The sequence below is a fragment of the Novacetimonas pomaceti genome (genome assembly GCF_003207955.1).
GTDB classification, from domain to species: Bacteria; Pseudomonadota; Alphaproteobacteria; order Acetobacterales; family Acetobacteraceae; genus Novacetimonas; species Novacetimonas pomaceti.
Map to the genome: position 1 here is coordinate 56,257 of NZ_NOXG01000011.1, position 18,328 is coordinate 74,584.

Here is an 18,328-nt window from a genome sequence, read left to right on the forward strand (position 1 = left end):
GACAGTTTCGAAGTCTTTTCACCGGAACCTTCCCGGATCAATGCGTCACGCAGGGGGAAACATGCGCGATTTTCCGCCACAACTCAGTGCAGGCGCTTTCCCCCGACCCAGACTTCCTCGATCCGCAGGGCATTATTCATGACCACGAAATCGGCGCGCCGGCCCGGCGCCAGGACGCCCCGGTCCTCCAGCCCCAGATAACGGGCGGGATTGGTGCTGACCAGCGATGCGGCGTCGGACAGGGACATGCCCGCATCCACCGCGTTGCGCAGCGCCACGTCAAGCGTGAGCACACTGCCCGCCAGCGATCCGTTCTCCAGACGCGCGACCCCGTTGTGGATATGCACGGTCTGCCCCCCCAACTGGCTGATCCCGTCACCCCCGCCGGTGCCCCGCATGGCGTCGGTTACGAAAAGCAGCCGCGCCCCCATGACGCGATGCGCCAGGCGGAACGTCGCGGGATGGACATGGTGGGTGTCAAAAATCATCTCGGCATAGGCGGCATCACTACACATCAGGGCGGTCACCGGGCCGGGCCTGCGGCTTTCGATCGGGGCCATGGCGTTGAACAGGTGGGTGGCACCCGCCACGCCCCCCGCGGCACAGATGCGACAGATCGCGCGTTCCGCGCCCTCGTAATCCGTTACTGTATGCCCCAGGCTTACCCGCACGCCCGCCCCGGCGAACGCCTCCATGGCGGTTTCGGCATGCTCCAGTTCGGGGGCAAGGGTGACAACCCGCACCACGCCGGTGGAAAGGGCTTGCTCCACATGGAACGGGTCCGGGGCAATGGCGAAGGGTGGCTGCGCGCCCAGACGGTGGGGACTGACGAACGGTCCCTCCAGATGCGCGCCATGGACCTGCGGGCCGTCCGGGATCCCGGTGCGCCAGACCTCCGCCACGGCATGCAGGGCGTCCATCACGTCGGCCCACGGGCGCGTAATGGTGGTCGGCAGGATGGTCGTGGTGCCGTGGGAGAGGTGAAAGCGTGACAGGCGATGGATGGCGTCCACCCCATCCATCGTATCCGCGCCATCGCCGCCATGGACATGACCGTCGATGAACCCCGGCAGGATATAGCGTTCCGGCATATCGGCCTGTGGCGTGATTTCGCCGATCATCGCATCAAAGGACATCGACGCGCTGACAATCCGATCCTCAAGGACAAGCTGGCCACTGATGTTCATAGGTTACGTCCGATCATGAATCCCGTCCGCCATTCATATCACATTCCCGTCAGTCACACGACAGGCCATGGCGAAGCCGCGCCAGCCACGAAGGGTCGATATCCCATCCCGCAAGTCGCGCGGCCCGCATGGCGCCGCCGCCAATGGCCGAAAACTGCGGTGGCTGCGGGGCCTCGTCCAGGAAGCGCGTCACGGTTTCGACCACAGTGCGGCTGTGGAACACGCTGCCGCTATGGCTCCATGGCAGGGGGCGCTGCAGGCGCGTGCGCGCGGTCCTGACCTGTGACGACAGGAAACGCGCCGCCCGCACCAGAATGCGCGTGGCCTCCACGCAGCCCTCATCGGCCAGACGGTCAACCACATGCGCCAACGACGCAATCGCCGAGCGCGGATGCGCCTGTACCCGCTGCCATTCCAGCAGCGCCTCCCCCGCGATATCCGGATCGGCCGGCAGGTCCAGCGCCTGCAATATGCTGCGCGCGAACGCCGCTTCGCCCGGATGGCGGGTATCGATGAAATGGACAACCCGGCCCAGCGCGATGCGCCCGATCCAGTATCCGCTTCCCTCGTCCCCCAGCATGAAGCCCCAGCCACCGATCCGTAGCGGCGGATTCTGGTGGTCGTCTGCCCATATCACCGACCCGGTTCCCGCCAGGGCCAGAATGCCCGGCCCATCGGCGAATGCGCCAATACAGGCGATTTCCACGTCCGGACACATCATGATGGTGATATCCGGGCCAAGGGCCTGGCGAATGACCTCTTCCTGCATGCGCGACGACGGCCTCAACGCGCTGTATCCCGCAAGGCCGACCGTCGCCGCCCGCAGGGGACGCGACCCGATACCGTGCAGGAGCCCGCGCAGCGTTTCCGCCCAGTCCGCCTTGTCATAGGGATTGCTGCCACCCGCATGGCGGCGTTCGATGACATGGCCATCGCGCGCGACAACGACGGCGCGGGTCCGCGTTCCCCCGCCATCCACCGCCAGAATTGCATCGTTCATAACGTTATCCTGTCCTCGGGGGATACCAGCCCGCCCCGCCATCCGCATCAGGACAAAAGCGCCCTGAGTTCCGGGTCATGCTGCATCAGGTGCGTAATATACGCACGCCGCGAAAGCGCGCCCGCCGCGGCCTCGTCCGCGATGATCAGGCAGTCGGCATGCATCTGCAGGGCGGTGGCGCTGATGCTGGCGGTCATCGGTCCCTCGATCACGCGCGCCAGCATTTCGGCCTTGGCCTGTCCGTTCACGACCATGACCGTGCGACGGGCATCGAGGATCGTCGCAATTCCCATCGTAATGGCGTGATAGGGAACCTGCGTCAGGTCATCGTCGAACATGCCGACATTCTGCTGTCGCGTGGCAGGATCAAGGGTCACGAGCCGCGTCCGCGACGTAAAGGCGGAAAAGGGTTCATTGAACCCGATATGGCCATTTTCCCCCAGGCCCAGAAGCTGAAGCCCCACGCCGCCGCTGGCGCGGATCGCATCTTCGTATCCCGCGCACTGCGCCGCGATGTCATCGGCACTTCCATCGGGGACATGGGTCGCGCTGTGGACGATGTTGACCCGCGAAAACAGGTGTTCATCCATATAGGTGCGATAGGAACGGGCCGAGGACGGGGCAATGCCGGCATATTCGTCAAGATTGAATGTCCGGCACCGTTCGAAATCCAGTCCTGCCTGCCTGTGCGCAGTCACCAGATGGGCATACACGGCCTCCATCGTGCGGCCGGTCGCAAGGCCCAGCACGATATCCGGTTTCTGGCGCACGGCCCTTTCAATGACGCGCGCCGTCAACGCGGTTGTATGTTCGGCGGTCGGACAGATGACAACCTTCATGACATTCTCCAGTTTCAGTGCATCGATGTCACGATGCCCGCCCTGTCCGGGGCGGGCAGGTCATCGAGTGCCTGACCTATCCAGTTGATGTTTTCCCGGCGCAGGTGACCGAAATTGTAAAAGGCGAAATCGCGCACGCCGCGCCGCGCCAGCGCGTCGACCTGGGCGCCAAACGACGCGGCGTCGCTGAAATCGCACGCGGCGGGGCGCAGGACGGCGCGAAGGGAATCCTGATCCGGCACGATGTCGCGCACATCCTCGAACCGCGACAGCAGGGCGCGCGTATCGGCGCCATACAGGCATACCTCCAGCCCGTCACATGCCCCCGCCAGCGCGGCAAGGTCGGTGCCCTCCACCCATGCCTGAACGGGGCTGGCCTGGACCGAGGGGATGGCATGCACGCTGACGTCAGGTGAAATGGCCTGACGGATTTCCGCCACAAGGGAGGTCACCTGCCCACAGCGCCAGCGCAGGAACGCCCGCAGGTCGTCATCAAACAGCACGGCATGCATCAGGCGGTCATGGCCTTCGGCCGCCGTGCCGTCGCCACGACGCGCGAAATAGGCCGACAGATGTTCGCGCACACGCTGTCGCACGCCGCATGCGCCAATCCCCGCCCCTGTCGCGCCCGCGACGCATGCCCCACAGAAACACAGCCCCAGAAGGGTATCGGACCATGGGTTGGGCGACAGGAGGCTCATTTCATGATGGAAACCATGATGGAACGGCTGCCATCCCGGGGTCTCGAGAACAAGGCCGTCAATATGCGGATGCGCGGCGATATCGCGACACAGCGATACCCCATAGGCGCGAACCTCCCGATGGGACGGGCACAGGCTGTAGGGATAACAGTCGCCAAACGCATTGTGGCAGGCAAACTGCGGATAGCGCGCGCCCAGCGCGGTATTATGGAAAAGCACGGTCCACGCCGACAGGTTCAGCCCATGCGCGCGCAGGACCCGCATTGCATCGGCGCCAAGGCCCTGCCGCGCCATGATGGGACGGATCGTCCCGTATGTTTCGGGCCGCGTCGGCAGATAGACCGCCCCGTCCTGGGGAAAGAACACCTTCCCCCCCCTGCCGTGAGGACGCAGGAACTTTCCCGCATGATAGGCCGAGGCAATGCATAGCGTATTGACCCCGATTGCCCGCATTTCCGTGGCAAAGCCGGGCAGGTCCCCCTGCTCCGAAATATCCCACGGATATATGTACAGGCCGCGATAGGACATCAGCTTTCGACCATCATCACCGGTGCCGGACGCGACCGGCCCCGACGCTGGATCATGATGTCATACAGGATTATCAGGCCATAGGATGGCGCCATCAGCGCGACAAAGGCATTCTGCACACCCAGAAACGGCATGGTCTGCACGAATATCTGTGGCAGCACCGCCCCGCCTGAAAATGCCATGACCAGCATTGCGGTCGCCTGGGCGCTGCGTTCCTTCACTTCGCGGATCACGATGGGAAAGAGGGCGGGAAGTATCATGGCATTGGCAAAACCGAACAGGGCGACGCACATGACCGAAACATAGCCATGCGTCAGCCATGTCAGCGCGCACAGCACCAGCCCGCATCCCGCCGACAGCCCTAGATAACGTTCCTGCGAAAAGACGCGCGGCACCAGAAACATGCCCAGTATGTAGCCACACATCATCGCCGCAAGGGTCAGCGAGGTAAAGAACTTCGTCTGGTCAAGCGGCAGACCAAGACTTGCTCCATATGCGCCAATGGCGTCACCCGCCATGACTTCCGTCCCGACATAAAGGAACATGCACGCCACGCCGAACCACAGATATGCCGGGCCGCGTTTCGGGTCTTTTTCCTCTGCCACCGCATCCTCTTCTTCAGGCGTGGAAATATCTATTTCCGGCAGTGAAGAGCGCGCCAGCCCCACGGCGGTCACCAGCAGTATCAGCGCCATGATCAGATAGGGTGCCTGCACCGCATGGGCGAACTGGTCCAGGATGTGATCACGGGCGCCGGCATCCGGGGCGGCCTTTACCCTGAGCGCGATGTCATTGATGTTGCGCATGACCAGCAGGGCAAGGACGATGGGGGCCACAATTCCCGCCAGCTTGTTCGCGACCCCCATGATGGCGATACGCTGCGCTGCCTTTTGCGGCGGCCCGAGAAGCGTCACATAGGGATTGATCGTGACCTGCAGCAGCGACAGCCCCGCCCCGATGACAAACAGGCCCCCCAATGCCCCCGGATACCATCGCACGCTGACGCATTCGCCAAAGATCGCGATCCCGGCGGACAGGATCACCAGCGCGATGACCAGACCGCCCCGCAGTCCCGTCCGCTGCGCCAGCATGGTCGCAGGCACGGGAAACAGCAGATAGGAAAAGTAGAAACACATGGGGACAAGGAATGCGCTGACGGTGCTGAGGTCAAACGCCACCTGCACGAAGGTGATCAGGGGACCGTTAAGCCACGTCACGAAACCGATAATGAAAAACAGGCTGGCAATAATGACGATGGGCCGCCAGCCATATGTTCCGGCAGGACTTTCAGGATATGGTGCGGACAATGGAGCCTCCCTGACCCGACAATCGCAGCGATGGCCCGAAAGACACCGCCACGATGACAGGCAATGATCAGAAACCGACCGAAACAAACCCCATGGCGGCAGACACGTCATGGACGGGACCGGCCAGACGGACATCCCTGATGGACCACGCCCCTTTCGACCCGGCAGCTTCGCCGTCCGCATTCATGTCATCCATCCCGTGACGCGACATCTTTGACGGATGCATCCCATTCATGATGGCAACTCGATAATGGGAGCCCGGCGCGATACCGGACGGAATGCAGGAAGGCCCGGTCACGATTTTTCCATAGGGGAGACAGAATATTTTCCCAACCGGCATTGCAGTTACCGTCCCTCATGACATGCTGGTACCGACCCGGCATTGTGGCAATCCGGACAACGCCAGCACAGACGCAGCGCCAGCGTTGGAAATCCGGCCGCAGGTCGCGACCGGTGCCGACACATACAATACCGTCGCACCATTGATGACGCCCCGATCATCCGCATGCACGAGACATGACAACGCAATGCGACAGGACGCCTGCATTCCCGATGCCGGTCATGGCCACGCCGTCTTCACCAGCAGGACCAACCGCCATACATGCCCGGAAACAGAAGGGTTGATAACGAGACGAAACGTTCATGAACGTGATGCCCTGCATTGATGTCATTGAAGTGACGAAACAAACGTTTTCTTCTGTTAACGGATAATGCCGGGCAATCCGGGTGGACGCAATAGTTCGGAAACCATCCAATGATAGTTCAGCCACAAAAACAAAGTATTGGGTGAGGCGTGCCTTTTACCGACCTTGCGAGGGACAGGCCAAAAAGCCGGAGAATCTCTGAAATAAGCGACTGTTTTAATTTGATAGATTTCGTGTCTGCGCATGCAACCCCGCATTTTGCGCAGGGATCGGCCGGATCACCACATCACGCTGACGACAGCCCCATCAGCCCTGAAAGTGGCAACCTGCCGAACATTGCGGGTTCGATTCCCGGCGTCCGCCCCCCCTTTCAACCGGGCTGGCCATCTGGCCCGCAAGCCGCATCCCGCGACAGATCGGACAGCCGGCGGGCATGCCGACGATAAAACCGTCGCTGCCCGATCCTGTAAAGGATCGTTCCCTCAGAATCCGCCTGGAAAAATCGACCTGATAATACCCTGAAATTATAAACGTTTTTGGATGTTGCCTTTTTTTTCAAAAAGGTAACGTTCTTCGAAGCTTTTTGCAAAAAGCTTCACCAAAAACTTCTGTCATTTTTATATCAGGTGGCCGCCTTCAGACAGCCATTCAGTCTTTCAGCCACGAAGCCCCGATCAACCCTGACTCCCCCGGCAGATGACCCGGCACGACAAGCGGATTTCCCTGATGGCGCAGGATACGGTCACGGACCTTGCGGTCCAGTGCTTCAATCAGGGCCACCTGATGCGCCAGCCCCCCGCCCACCGGCATGATGGAGGCCCCCGTCACGTTCGCAACCATCGCAAGCCCCGCGGACATGCGATCCAGCCAGACATCCACCGTCCGTCGTGCCGCCCCATCTCCCTCCCGCCACTGCGCAAGAAGGGAACGGGCATGCAGTTCCCCGCCACCCAGATGATGATGCAGACGCTCGATCCCGCGCGCGCCACCAATCGTATCCAGACATCCACGCTGCCCGCACTGGCATGGCAGCGCGGGAATGCTGCCCGGCCCGGTGGCTTCGGGTATGAAGGGACCGTGTCCCCACTCGCCACCCAGTCCTCCCGGCCCGATCACGGGACGCCCATCGATGATCAGGCCCCCGCCAACGCCTGTCCCCAGGATGATCCCGAAAACAATGTCATGTCCGGCGCCCGCGCCCTGCATGGCCTCGCTCAGGGCGAAGCAGTGCGCGTCATTGGCGACAAGCACGCGACGTCCCAACCGTTCAGCCAGAAGCCGCCGCAGGGGCACGCCATTGACGCAGGGAATGTTGGCAGTGCGCGTCTGGCCGCTGCGCGGCGCGCAGACGCCCGCGATTGCAATATGCAGTGGCATCGCCGCGTCGTAACCGGCGGTCATGTCATTCATTGCCGACACAAACCGTTCCAGATCCGTGGTGGGCGTCGGCGTGCGCTTTCGGTGCGACAGCTCATGCTTTGCGTCAGCCTGCGCAAAATCGATATAGGAACCGCCAATATCCGCACACAGTATCACGCGACATCACTCCCGCACCTGCATATGGCAGACAGGTCCAGAAACGGGCATGGCACGTCACGGACAGGACATGCCCCGGAAAAAGCACGCGGGATCATTCAGTCAACTCACTAAGTTCTACTTTCATACTAATTGTCTTTCGGGTACGTATCAATTGAAAACAAAGATCGCAGATACTGGATCAGGGCACGAATGTTTACGTCTGGACAATACCGGGTACTTCGCGCCATCAGCATGATGGGCAATATCAGTAGAACGCAACTGGTGGAAATTACCGGGCTGAGCAAGGCGACCGTCTCGACCCTGACGCGCGAACTGCTGGATCGCAACATCCTTTCCGAACGTGAACTGGTCTTCGGGCAGGGACGCCCGGCCATCCTGCTGGGGCTGAATGCCATCTCCGCCTGTTTCGCGGGGGTTTCGCTGCAGTCCGATCCGGCGCAGATCCTGCTGACGGACCTGCACGGCGAAATTCTGGCCCAGATGGATTTTCCCCGCATCCCTGATCCCGATACCTGTGTCGATCATATCGCCAGCGGCATCGAAACGCTGCTGGCACGGGCCGGTGACCGGGCAGGCCCGCTTGGCGGTGTCGGCATCGCAATTCCGGGATTTGTCGCGCTGGACCGGCGCGTATGCCTGCGTTCGACCGCACTGGGATGGCGGGACATCGACATTGTCACCCCACTCAGGGAACGGCTGAAGGTGCCGGTTTTCGCGGAAAACGACGCCAACGCGCTGGTACAGGGCGAACACCTGTTTGGAATATTGCGCGACTGTCCCGATTTCAGCATGATCATCGTGGGCGACGGGGGCATTGGATGCGCCCATATCGTCGATGGAAAGCTGCATCGTGGCTTTCACGGCGGTGCGGGCGAAATCTCCCACACGACGGTATTCTGGCCTGACGGGAAAGAGACGGAGCGTCCGTGCAGCTGTGGCAAGCGCGGATGCCTTGATACGGTCTCCTCGCTCCAGGCCATACGTTCCATGGCGCAGCAGCGCGACCTGCCGGGTTCGCCCGCCGAACTTGAACTGCTGGCGCGGGACGGCCATGCCGATGCCCTGCGCATCCTTCATATTGCCGGCGGCGCGATGGGACTTGCCGTGGCGCAGCTTGTCCAGCTGTTTGATCCCAGCCAGGTCGTGGTCATGCTGGACCAGCCCTTTCGCGAAGGAGTCTTTGGCGCGGTCCTGCGCCAGACGATGGAAACGCACGTCATGCCGCGCCCGGATTGGGAAACGACCCTTACCCTGCGCGAAACGCGGCGCACGGACTGGGCCACCGGCGCGGCCGGGATCGCCACGCGCCAGTTCCTGTTCAGTGAATAGCCAGCATCAGCCATAAAGCAGGTATTTGTTGCGCAGGGCCCCGAAACGCGCCAGCCCGTCCTGCCATGACTGGACAATGGCGTCAGGCCCGATCCCCTGATCAAGCTGGTGACGAAGGGTATCGGTCCCGGCAAGCAGGTCGAACGTCCGACTGTTCCCGCCCCACGGCAGGGCCGGCAGCAGGCCGCGCAACGTGGAAATCAGCGTGACACCGGTCCTGACCGATTCAAAGCGGTCCCTGTCGGTAATGACGATCTGCACCCCATGATCCATTTTCCCCTTGTCGACAAAAGCCGAAGGGGAAAACGCAACATCGCGGAACGCGACACCCGGCAGGTTCGCTGCCTCCAGCCTGTCGCGCCATGCCGCGGCATCCAGGTCCGGCGTCCCCAGATACAGGAAGGGCATCGCCGTCCCACGCCCCACGGACATGTTCGTTCCCTCGAACAGACAGGTCCCGGAATAGGCAATCGCCGTCTGCAATGTCGGCATATTGGGACTGGGCGGAATCCAGGGCAGGTCCGTCTGGTCGAAAAACAGGTCCCGGCGCCAGCCCTTCATGGCCACATGCCGCAGGCGCACCGACCGCCCCGCGACAGAGGGGACGAAACATTCGTTGAACAGGCCTGCAATTTCACAGACCGTCATGCCGTGCCGTATGGGAATGGCCTGCCTGCCGACAAAGGACGCAAAATGCGGGTCAAGGACAGGACCTTCCACCCGTTGTCCCGAAACGGGATTGGGACGGTCCAGCACGACATAATCGATCCCCAGCCGCGCACATGCGCAGATTGTATCGTAAAGCGTCGATATATAAGTATAAAAACGCGACCCCACATCCTGGATGTCGAAAACCATAAGATCGATGCCAGAAGCCCGCAGGATGGAATCAAGCCGCGCCCCCGCAATGTTATAGATGTCATAGACCATGACGCCGGTATGCGGATCACGGGTCGGGGCCTCTGACTGGCCCGCCGGGGCGGACCCGCGAAAGCCGTGTTCAGGCCCGAAAATGGCATGCAGGTCAAAACCCGCGTCCGCATGCATGATATCGGCGATATGGTGCAGGTTCCTGCCCACGCTGGTCGGATTGGCCACCAGCCCGACCTTGCGCCCGCGCAGGATTTCGTAACGGTCCGAACGCAGGCATTCAAAGCCTGTCTGGACGGAATGAAGACTGTCGCCAGCGCAATCTGGCGTTTTCGCGCCAGCCGGCCGACCTTTCAACAATGCACCGCCACACAGGGCCATGCCCCCCTTCCACATCGCCCTGCGTGTCAGCCGCATGAAGCCATCCTTTCCCTGCATCGCATTGAATACTGTCGTCGCGTGGCTTCAGTGCGCATGATTGACGAGGGCATGGACACCCGGCACGATATCGATCAGCAGGCCCGATGGCGGCTGCGGGCGCGCACGGGCCACCACGCTGGTGGCACATGCGGCAAAGGTGGCATCCTGCACCGCAAGCACCCTGTTGACACGCCTGTGCCAGTGGTGGCCATGCCCCTTATGCTTGCGGAGGGCTTCCAGCCCCACCGTCGCCACTTCCGCCAGTTGCTGCGACACGGGACGCGCATCCTGAAGAAGCGGCGTCGTCGCGACCGTGGCATAGGCCGCATCATTCGCCACATACCGCCGCAGCATCTCCCTCATGGGGACTGCCAGTTCCTTTTCCCCCGCGGCATAGCGCGCCGCCATGGCGTTAAATGCAATCGCGTCGAAACTGTCGGGGGCGGCAATCGCGACAGGCGCGTTCAGCATGGCGTCGCCACTGCGCGAGGCCAGGCGGTTCAGGGCGTAATTGCGCACCGGGCTTGTCACGGATGTCAGTACCGTCAACGGGGTTACATTCTGTGGCGTCAGGCGCGCGATCATTTCCTTTTCATGCACGCGCGCCTGCAGGCCGGTTGCCTCCAGTTCGTGTTCGATCAGCGGCAGGCGCCTTTCCATATCCGCCACATCGCGCACGGAGGCATCGGACCAGAACCGTTCGGCAATCGCCGCCGAACGTGGCCACATGCGGGCATCGACCATCTCGTCCGAGACGAGTTCGCTCCACAACGGTGCCTCCCCCCCCAGCACGAGCTGCCGCTGCGCCGCATCCAGTGGCTTCGCGTCCGGATCCAGCGCAAAGGCGTCGGCCGCCGGCCTATGCCTGCCATGTCCCTTGCCAAGCGCGTCCTGTGGCAGGCCCACGGCCTTGGGATCGATGGGATCGACCTGATAATGTGTCGCGGCAGGCGTCAGCAGATCGAGGTAATAGCCGGAAGAGACGACAACCGGATGCCCCGCCGCCGTCGCCGACTGGACCCATTTCGAACCGCGCCAGGCCTCGACCACGACGTTGGAGGGGATCGGGGCCTCGCTGACTTCGTCCCAGCCCATCATGATCTTGCCCTGCCGGGCAAGGGCATGTTCGATCTGCGCGGTAAAGGCGGCCTGCAACGCGGGCGCGTCGGCAAAACCATGCTGCTTCATGTAGGCCACGATGGCGGGATTGTCGTTCCATTGCCGGCTTGCGACCTCATCCCCACCGGAATGGAAATACCGGTCGGGGAACAGGTGTCCCATTTCCTCGTACAGCGCACTTATGAAACGCAGCGTCTGCGGCTTTGTCGGATCGAACGCCGCATTGTTCAGGTTATAGACCTTGTTGCAGTTCGCATCGGTCCTGACCTGATTGATGGTGATCGTGCACGGGTACTTGCGTTCCTCTTCGGAAGGCACGTGCTGGGCCGCCAGTTCGGGATAGGCCTCCAGAAGCGACAGCGCATGGCCGGGCACGTCGAATTCCGGCACGATGCGGATGCCGCGATCGGCGGCATAGGCCACGACCTGACTCACCTGCGCCTGCGTGTAATACTGGTTATGCCCCCCCACGCGCTGCAGGCGGGGGAAGCGCCGGCTTTCGACGCGGAAACCCGTGCCATCACTCAGATGCCAGTGCAGGACATTGAGCTTGGTCAGTTCCATGGCGTCGAGCTGGCGCTTGACCGTTTCCACCGACATGAAATGGCGCGACACGTCCAGCATCACCCCACGCCATGCAAAGCGCGGGGCATCGTCGATGCTGGCTTCATGCAGGACCGGCCCCTGCTGCGTCAGCGCGACCAGCTGCAGCAGGGTCGCCAGGCCATGCAGCACGCCAGCCGGACCATCCGCATCCAGATGGATGCCCCCGTTCGCGGCAACGCCAAGGGTGTAATGCTCACGTTCCTGAACACTCAGATACGTCGGATCGGGCTGGCTGGAAATATGCAGCACGACCGGCGCCACGCCGGGCGCGGGACGCCCCGCGAGCATGGCGAGGCGCGCGGAAAAGCGTTCTCCCGCCCGACGCAGCATGGGGGTGGGCTTGCCGGCCCATTCGATGCGAACCCCGCCGGAAACCGGAATATCCTGCCCCGACAGCGTGATGGCGCGGGGCTGCGGCATCAGCGGCGCGGACGACGTGGCGGCGACTGCCGGGCCACACAACGCCGCGAGCAGCGCCATGGAGCTGCAGGCATTATGGAGAAAACGACGGGAACGGCGCAGAAAGGGAAGCATCAGGTCAAATTCTTTCCATTCAGGGAACAGGCTCCACCAGAAACCGGACGGCGACAGGCCCCCAATTACTGGCACGCTCCATTTTGTTCGGAAAGTAAAATAAAGCTTTCCTTTTGCATATGCCCCCTGCCCCCATCCCGTCCGATCGTCCGGCGCCGGGTGGGGAGGCCCGCCATGGAACAGGCAGGAGGCACAAAATAAGCTACCAAATTGCGAAAGATGCTTTATAAAGATAGCTTTGCAATGCAACAAATACATGCAAGGCATAACCGTTCATGCCCACCACCGCTTATTCCGATGGCTCCCGGCAGGGAAAGCGCACCAAGGTCCTGCAGGCGGCACGCTGGCTGTTCAACCGCGTCGGCTACCAGACGGTCAGCGTGGATACGATCCGCACCCGCGCAGGCGTGACCAAGGCCACGGTCTTTCGCCATTTCCCCAGCAAGGACGTACTGGTGTCCGAGGCGATCGCCACCCACATCCACGATGTCGAGGATGAACTGGCGCAGGCGATCAACCAACAGACAACACCGCTGGCGAAGATCCGCGCCATTTTCGACTGGTACGACGCGCTGTTCCATGGCGATGATTTCCACGGCTGCATGTTCATGCACGCGGCGGCCGAATACCGCCGCCGCCATGACGAGATCACGCACCTGCTCCAGGCGCAGAAGGACAGCATGTGCAGCGCGTTCAGCCATCTGCTGCAATCCGGCGGGATGGAGATCGAAACCGCCACGATGCTGGGACGGACCCTGTGCATGCTGCTGGACGGCGCGATGGTCCAGGCGGAAACGTGCGACAACCGGGACGCGGCGAAGGAGGCATGGTACGCGACCTCCCACCTTCTGCGCTCGCATGGCTTCATGGCCGGGGACGAAGGCTGAGGCGGCACGCGTTACGCCTGCATGCGGCTTTCAAGAAGCAGGAAGACGACAAAGACGATATCCAGCCCCACGAGCATGGGCGTCAGCTGCCGCCAGCGCCGCCGCCCGATGACCAGCATTGTATGCAGCAGCAGCCCACAGGCCAGCGCCAACATGAAATTTCCGGTCATCAGGGTAATCACCACCATCAGCAGTGGGGACATCAGTTCCTCCAGCGCCAGCGTCTGCGGCGACGCCAGGGTGGAAAGCATTCCCAGCCCCACGACAATCAGGACAGGCGCCGTGGCGACGGCGGGTATGGCGGTAATCAGCGGCCAGAAGAACGCAGAAACCGCGAACAGCGCCGCCACCACCACCGCGCAAAGGCCGGTGCGGCCGCCCGCCTCCACCCCGACAAGGGATTCCAGATAGGCCGAGACCGTGCTGGTCCCCAGCGTGGCGCCAATCACGCTGGCCGCGCCATCCGCGCAGAACGCCGCGCGACCAAGTGGCAGGGGCGTCCCGTCGCGGCCCTGCGTCGCGCGCTGGGTGACGGCCATCATCGTGCCTGTCGCATCGAAAAAATCGCTGAGGAAAAAATAGAGGGCCACGGGAAAAAGGACGAGGATGTTCGCGGCAAACCCGTGGAAATCGAACGTGAACAGCATGTGATACGGATAATGCGGCCAGTCCGATACATGCGCGGGCAGGCGCGTCAGCAACCGGCCATCGGCGCCATGCACGAACAGGCCCGCGATGGTGATGGCCACGATCGACAGCAGCATCGCCGCGGGAACCCGCACATAGGACAGCACCATCGCCAGCGCCAGCCCGCCAAGGGCGAGTTCCACCGCAGGCTGCGCCAGCAGGCCAAAGGCGAACCCGTCATGCGACGGCACGACCAGCCCACCCGTCGTCAGGCCGATCCTGACGATGAACGCCCCGATTGCGCATCGGATGCCGCAGATCACCGGATCGGGAAAGCCGCTGACGATCTTCTGCCGCCACGATGTCAGCGCCAGCAGCACGAAAACAGCGCCCCCCAGGAACACCATCGCAAAGGCCACGGCGGGACTGATGCCCATATGCATCACGACGACCTGCGCGAAAATGATGTTGCTGCTCATCGCCGGGGCCAACGCAATCGGCAGGTTGGCCATCAGGGCCATCAGCAGCGTGCCACAGACCGATGCCGCGATCGTGGTCATGATCATGTCATGGTGATCCAGCCCCGCCATCGACAGGATGGCCGGATTGACCGCCATGATATACGCAACCGCGCCAAAGGTGGTGATACCGGCCACGATTTCACGCAGCAGGGTCGACCCCCGCCGCGTGATGTCAAAATACCGGTCGAGCATCCCGCCCGCGCCACGCGCCGCGTGCCTCATGCCCCCGGTCTTTTCATGATCGGTCATCTCAGCCATCTGTCCCGCAAGTCTTGTTGTCGTGGTCCGTCATGGTGATGCCATCTCTGTCCGGAAACGCAATGACAGCAGCCCTTCTACCACGGCGGCCACGATTTCCGAGGGGGCGGGAGCGGCCTAAAATCTGCACAGCCTGTTCTGATAACGGCAGCATCACGACCACGGGAAGGGCGGGAGCCGGCATCCCGTCCAAATTGACAATGATAACAATTATCATTATCACCCGACCCTGCTTCCGAATTCCCTGTCCCGCACGCCGGCATGGGGACAATGCAAGGCGGGGAAAACGGCATGAAACGAACCTTCCATCGGTGCAGGCATCTGGTGACGGCCCTTTTCACCGTCATGCCGTTACTGGGCGCTCCGCTGCTGGATGGCACGTGCGTCGCCGCTGGCGCGCATGCGGCCACCATTACGGACATGGCGGGGCGCACGGTCGAAATCCCGCACGACGTGCACCGGATCGTCCTTGGCGAAGGGCGCCTGATATACGCCCTTGCCCCGCTGGAACGTGAACACCTGTTCGACCGGATTGTCGGATGGCAGGGGGAGTTCCGCACCGCCGATACCCAGAGCTATGACCAGTATGTCGCGCGTTTCCCGGCGGCGGCGAAGGTGGCGCTGATCGGCAAGACCACGGCGGACACCATCAGCCCGGAAAAGGTGCTGGACCTGCGTCCCGACCTTGCGATCCTGACGATTTCCGGCCATGGCCCCGGCGCCTCCAGCGAACTGGTCAGCCAGTTGCAGGCGGCGCACGTACCTGTGGTCTTTGTCGATTTCCGCGCGAACCCCCTGCATGATACCGTGCCATCCATGCGCATCCTGGGCACGGTCCTGAACCGTCAGGCCGAAGCGCAGGACTACATCACCTTCTATCAGTCGCATCTGGACCGCGTGACGCAGGCCATTGCCAAAGTCCCGATGGAACAGCGGCCCACGGTGTTCATCGAAATGCTGGCGGCCATGCGCGAAAGCTGCTGCCACACGGCGGGCAAGGGCAACATGGGCGCCTTTATCGAGGCGGCGGGCGGGCGCAACATCGCAGCCCCCCTGCTTCCCGGCTATATCGGCGATATCGCCCTGGAAAAGGTCATCGCCTCGGACCCCGACATCTATATCGCCGATGGCACGAAAGGCCCCAGGGCAGCGGGACCGGGCCTGCGGATGGGGGCGGAGGTTTCCCCCGACCTCGCACGCAGTTCGCTCAGGACAGTGGAGGAACGTCCGGGCATTTCCACGCTGCGTGCCGTCACGGGCGGGCATGCCCATGGCCTGTGGCACGCATTTTATGACTCCCCCTACAATATCCTGGCGGTGGAGGTGATGGCCAAATGGTTCCACCCCGACCTGTTTGCCGACCTTGACCCCGACAGGACCGAAAAAGAGCTTTACGGGCGTTTCCTGCCGGTCCCGCGGGAAGGCACCTTCTGGATCACGCCATAAGGCGGGCCCTGACCATATGAACAGCCTTTCCCCCGCCCCCGTCACGCAACGCGCGCTGGCGGCGGGCGATATCCATGCCCGGTATCGCGCGATGCTGCGACGTCGCATGGCGGTCATCGCGGTCATCGTGTTCCTGATCGCCTGTTCCGTGACGCTCGATTTCGCGCTGGGGCCATCGGGCCTTTCCCCGGCGCGGCTGGTGCATATCGTGCTGCATCCGCATGACGCACCCGCGGGGGAAAGCGTGATTGTCTGGCAGATACGCCTGCCCTATGCCCTGATGGCCATATGCGTGGGCGCGGCGCTGGGACTGTCGGGGGCGGAAATGCAGACCATCCTTGCCAATCCACTGGCCAGTCCGTTCACGCTCGGGGTTTCCGCCGCGGCGGCGTTCGGCGCGTCGCTGGCGATCATCCTGCAATGGCATATCCCCGGCGTGCCCGAGGCATGGATCATCTCCACCAATGCCTTTGTCTTTTCCATCGGTTCGGTGTTCCTGCTGGACCTTGTCGCGCGCCTGCGCGGGGCGGGCACCAGCACGGTCATCCTGTTCGGCATCGCGCTGGTGTTCATGTTCCACGCCCTTGTCTCCCTCCTGCAGTTCATGGCGAGTGAGGACGCCCTTCAGGACCTCGTCTTCTGGACGATGGGCAGCCTGACACGCGCGACATGGCCCAGGATCGGCATCCTTGCCGCCGCATGCCTGCTGATCGCGCCACTGTCCTTTCGCGCGGCATGGAAGCTGACGGTCCTGCGCATGGGCGAGGAGCGGGCCTCCAGCCTGGGGGTGGACATCCCGCGTGTCCGGCGCGCGGCACTGCTGCGCATCAGCATCCTGTCCGCGCTGGCGGTTTCGTTTGTCGGGACCATCGGGTTCATCGGGCTGGTCGCCCCGCATATCGCGCGTCGCCTGCTGGGGGAGGATCACCGTTTCTACCTGCCCGGCAGCCTTCTGGTCGGATGCCTGATCATGTCGCTTTCTTCCGTCGCGGCACGCAACATCATCCCCGGCGTCATCATTCCGACCGGAATTGTCACCGCGCTGGTCGGCATTCCCTTTTTCCTTGCGATCGTCCTGCGCCGGCAGGGGCTGTCATGACCGGCGCGGGCCTGTGCGCGCAACATGTCAGCGTGCGTTACGGACGACGCACCGTCCTGCATGACCTTGATCCCGCGCCGTTCGCCCGTGGGCGTGTCTGCGCCCTGCTGGGCCCCAACGGCAGCGGGAAATCCACGTTCCTGCGTGCCCTGGCGGGCATCGTGCCATCACCCGCGTTCATTACGCTCAATGGCATGGACCTGTCGCGCATGCCGCTGGCGCAACGCACGCGCCACTGCGTCTATCTGCCGCAGACGCTGCCCGCGCCCGTGCACCTGCAGGTGCTGGAATCACTGATCGCCGCCCGGCATGTCAGCGGGATGGGGGGCGGCGCGGACGATACCGTCATCGCCGACGCCCTTGAAACGCTGGACACGTTCGGGATCGGGGACCTGGCGATGCGTTACATGGATGAGCTGTCGGGCGGCCAGCGGCAGCTTGTGGGACTGGCGCAGGCGCTGGGACGGCAGCCCGAGGCCCTGCTGCTGGACGAACCGCTCAGCGCGCTGGACCTGCATCACCAGTTTTCAGTCATGGACATCGTGCGCCGGACGACCGCCGCGCGGGGGATCGTGACCATCATTGTCCTGCATGACCTGAACATCGCGGTGCGTATGACCGATGACGCCGTCATCATGCGCGACGGGCGGATAATCGCCGCCGGTCCCTCGCGCACGGTGATTTCGCCCCGGCTGCTGCAGCAGACATACGGCATACATGCCCGCGTCGAAACCTGCACCCGGGGGGAGCCGTATGTCATGGTCGATGGCATCACGGACTGATCCCGGCGCCTGATGCCAATGCAGCGCAACACGAATTTGTTATCATATTTTTCCTGTCGTTACCTGTTCTTTTCCCGACCTCTGC

General features: G+C 62.8%; 14 protein-coding genes. 5 read left to right on the plus strand and 9 right to left on the minus strand.

All coding sequences use genetic code 11. The annotated features are described in order from the left end of the window. Positions 1–83: 83 nt before the first annotated feature. The 6 genes from nagA to CFR71_RS10275 all read right to left on the minus strand — a co-directional run bounded on the left by nagA (position 84) and on the right by CFR71_RS10275 (position 7,742). Positions 84–1,187 carry an N-acetylglucosamine-6-phosphate deacetylase gene (gene nagA, locus CFR71_RS10245; RefSeq protein WP_110530752.1) on the minus strand — a complete coding sequence of 368 codons (1,104 nt, stop codon included), beginning with the start codon at positions 1,185–1,187 and terminating at the stop codon, positions 84–86. A gap of 49 nt (positions 1,188–1,236) precedes the next feature. Then, entirely contained in the window at positions 1,237–2,187 is a 951-nt protein-coding gene (locus CFR71_RS10250; protein WP_110530754.1) for an N-acetylglucosamine kinase, read from the minus strand. A 47-nt stretch (positions 2,188–2,234) separates the two neighbouring features. Next, positions 2,235–3,026 carry a glucosamine-6-phosphate deaminase gene (nagB, locus tag CFR71_RS10255; RefSeq protein ID WP_165832089.1) on the minus strand — a complete coding sequence of 264 codons (792 nt, stop codon included), beginning with the start codon at positions 3,024–3,026 and terminating at the stop codon, positions 2,235–2,237. A gap of 14 nt (positions 3,027–3,040) precedes the next feature. Continuing rightward, positions 3,041–4,255: a hypothetical protein gene (locus CFR71_RS10260; protein WP_110530758.1), complete on the minus strand. Its 1,215-nt coding sequence runs from the start codon at positions 4,253–4,255 to the stop codon at positions 3,041–3,043. Then, the gene (gene gluP, locus CFR71_RS10265; RefSeq protein ID WP_239020353.1) at positions 4,255–5,562 is read right to left on the minus strand and encodes a glucose/galactose MFS transporter; all 1,308 of its coding nucleotides are present in this window, start codon (positions 5,560–5,562) and stop codon (positions 4,255–4,257) included. The genes CFR71_RS10260 and gluP overlap by 1 nt, the downstream gene beginning before the upstream one ends. A gap of 1,292 nt (positions 5,563–6,854) precedes the next feature. After that, a complete protein-coding gene (locus CFR71_RS10275) occupies positions 6,855–7,742 on the minus strand; it encodes an ROK family protein (protein ID WP_110530765.1) in 888 nt (295 codons plus the stop codon). A 192-nt stretch (positions 7,743–7,934) separates the two neighbouring features. Here CFR71_RS10275 and CFR71_RS10280 point away from each other — a divergent pair, with 192 nt between their 5' ends. Then, positions 7,935–9,074, plus strand: coding sequence for an ROK family transcriptional regulator (locus CFR71_RS10280; protein WP_110530767.1), 1,140 nt, complete (start codon positions 7,935–7,937; stop codon positions 9,072–9,074). A 6-nt stretch (positions 9,075–9,080) separates the two neighbouring features. Here the strand turns inward: CFR71_RS10280 and CFR71_RS10285 are convergent, their stop codons facing one another. Together CFR71_RS10285 and CFR71_RS10290 are read right to left on the minus strand one after the other, a co-directional pair. After that, the gene (locus tag CFR71_RS10285; RefSeq protein WP_110530812.1) at positions 9,081–10,361 is read right to left on the minus strand and encodes an exo-beta-N-acetylmuramidase NamZ family protein; all 1,281 of its coding nucleotides are present in this window, start codon (positions 10,359–10,361) and stop codon (positions 9,081–9,083) included. 48 nt (positions 10,362–10,409) lie between these two features. Further along, positions 10,410–12,623 carry a beta-N-acetylhexosaminidase gene (locus tag CFR71_RS10290; RefSeq protein WP_239020354.1) on the minus strand — a complete coding sequence of 738 codons (2,214 nt, stop codon included), beginning with the start codon at positions 12,621–12,623 and terminating at the stop codon, positions 10,410–10,412. 275 nt (positions 12,624–12,898) lie between these two features. On the opposite strand from CFR71_RS10290, the gene CFR71_RS10295 reads away from it, so the two are divergent. Next, a complete protein-coding gene (locus CFR71_RS10295; RefSeq protein WP_110530769.1) occupies positions 12,899–13,510 on the plus strand; it encodes a TetR/AcrR family transcriptional regulator in 612 nt (203 codons plus the stop codon). An 11-nt stretch (positions 13,511–13,521) separates the two neighbouring features. Here CFR71_RS10295 and CFR71_RS10300 read toward each other — a convergent pair whose 3' ends face one another. Then, the gene (locus tag CFR71_RS10300; RefSeq protein ID WP_110530817.1) at positions 13,522–14,880 is read right to left on the minus strand and encodes an NCS2 family permease; all 1,359 of its coding nucleotides are present in this window, start codon (positions 14,878–14,880) and stop codon (positions 13,522–13,524) included. A gap of 381 nt (positions 14,881–15,261) precedes the next feature. On the opposite strand from CFR71_RS10300, the gene CFR71_RS10310 reads away from it, so the two are divergent. The 3 genes from CFR71_RS10310 (at position 15,262) to CFR71_RS10320 (ending at position 18,243) form a co-directional block, all read left to right on the plus strand. Then, positions 15,262–16,362: an ABC transporter substrate-binding protein gene (locus CFR71_RS10310; RefSeq protein WP_110530819.1), complete on the plus strand. Its 1,101-nt coding sequence runs from the start codon at positions 15,262–15,264 to the stop codon at positions 16,360–16,362. 91 nt (positions 16,363–16,453) lie between these two features. Beyond that, positions 16,454–17,461, plus strand: coding sequence for a FecCD family ABC transporter permease (locus CFR71_RS10315; RefSeq protein WP_239019287.1), 1,008 nt, complete (start codon positions 16,454–16,456; stop codon positions 17,459–17,461). Next, entirely contained in the window at positions 17,458–18,243 is a 786-nt protein-coding gene (locus CFR71_RS10320) for an ABC transporter ATP-binding protein (RefSeq protein ID WP_110530775.1), read from the plus strand. Before CFR71_RS10315 ends, CFR71_RS10320 begins: the two co-directional genes overlap by 4 nt. The last annotated feature ends 85 nt before the right edge of the window (positions 18,244–18,328 follow it).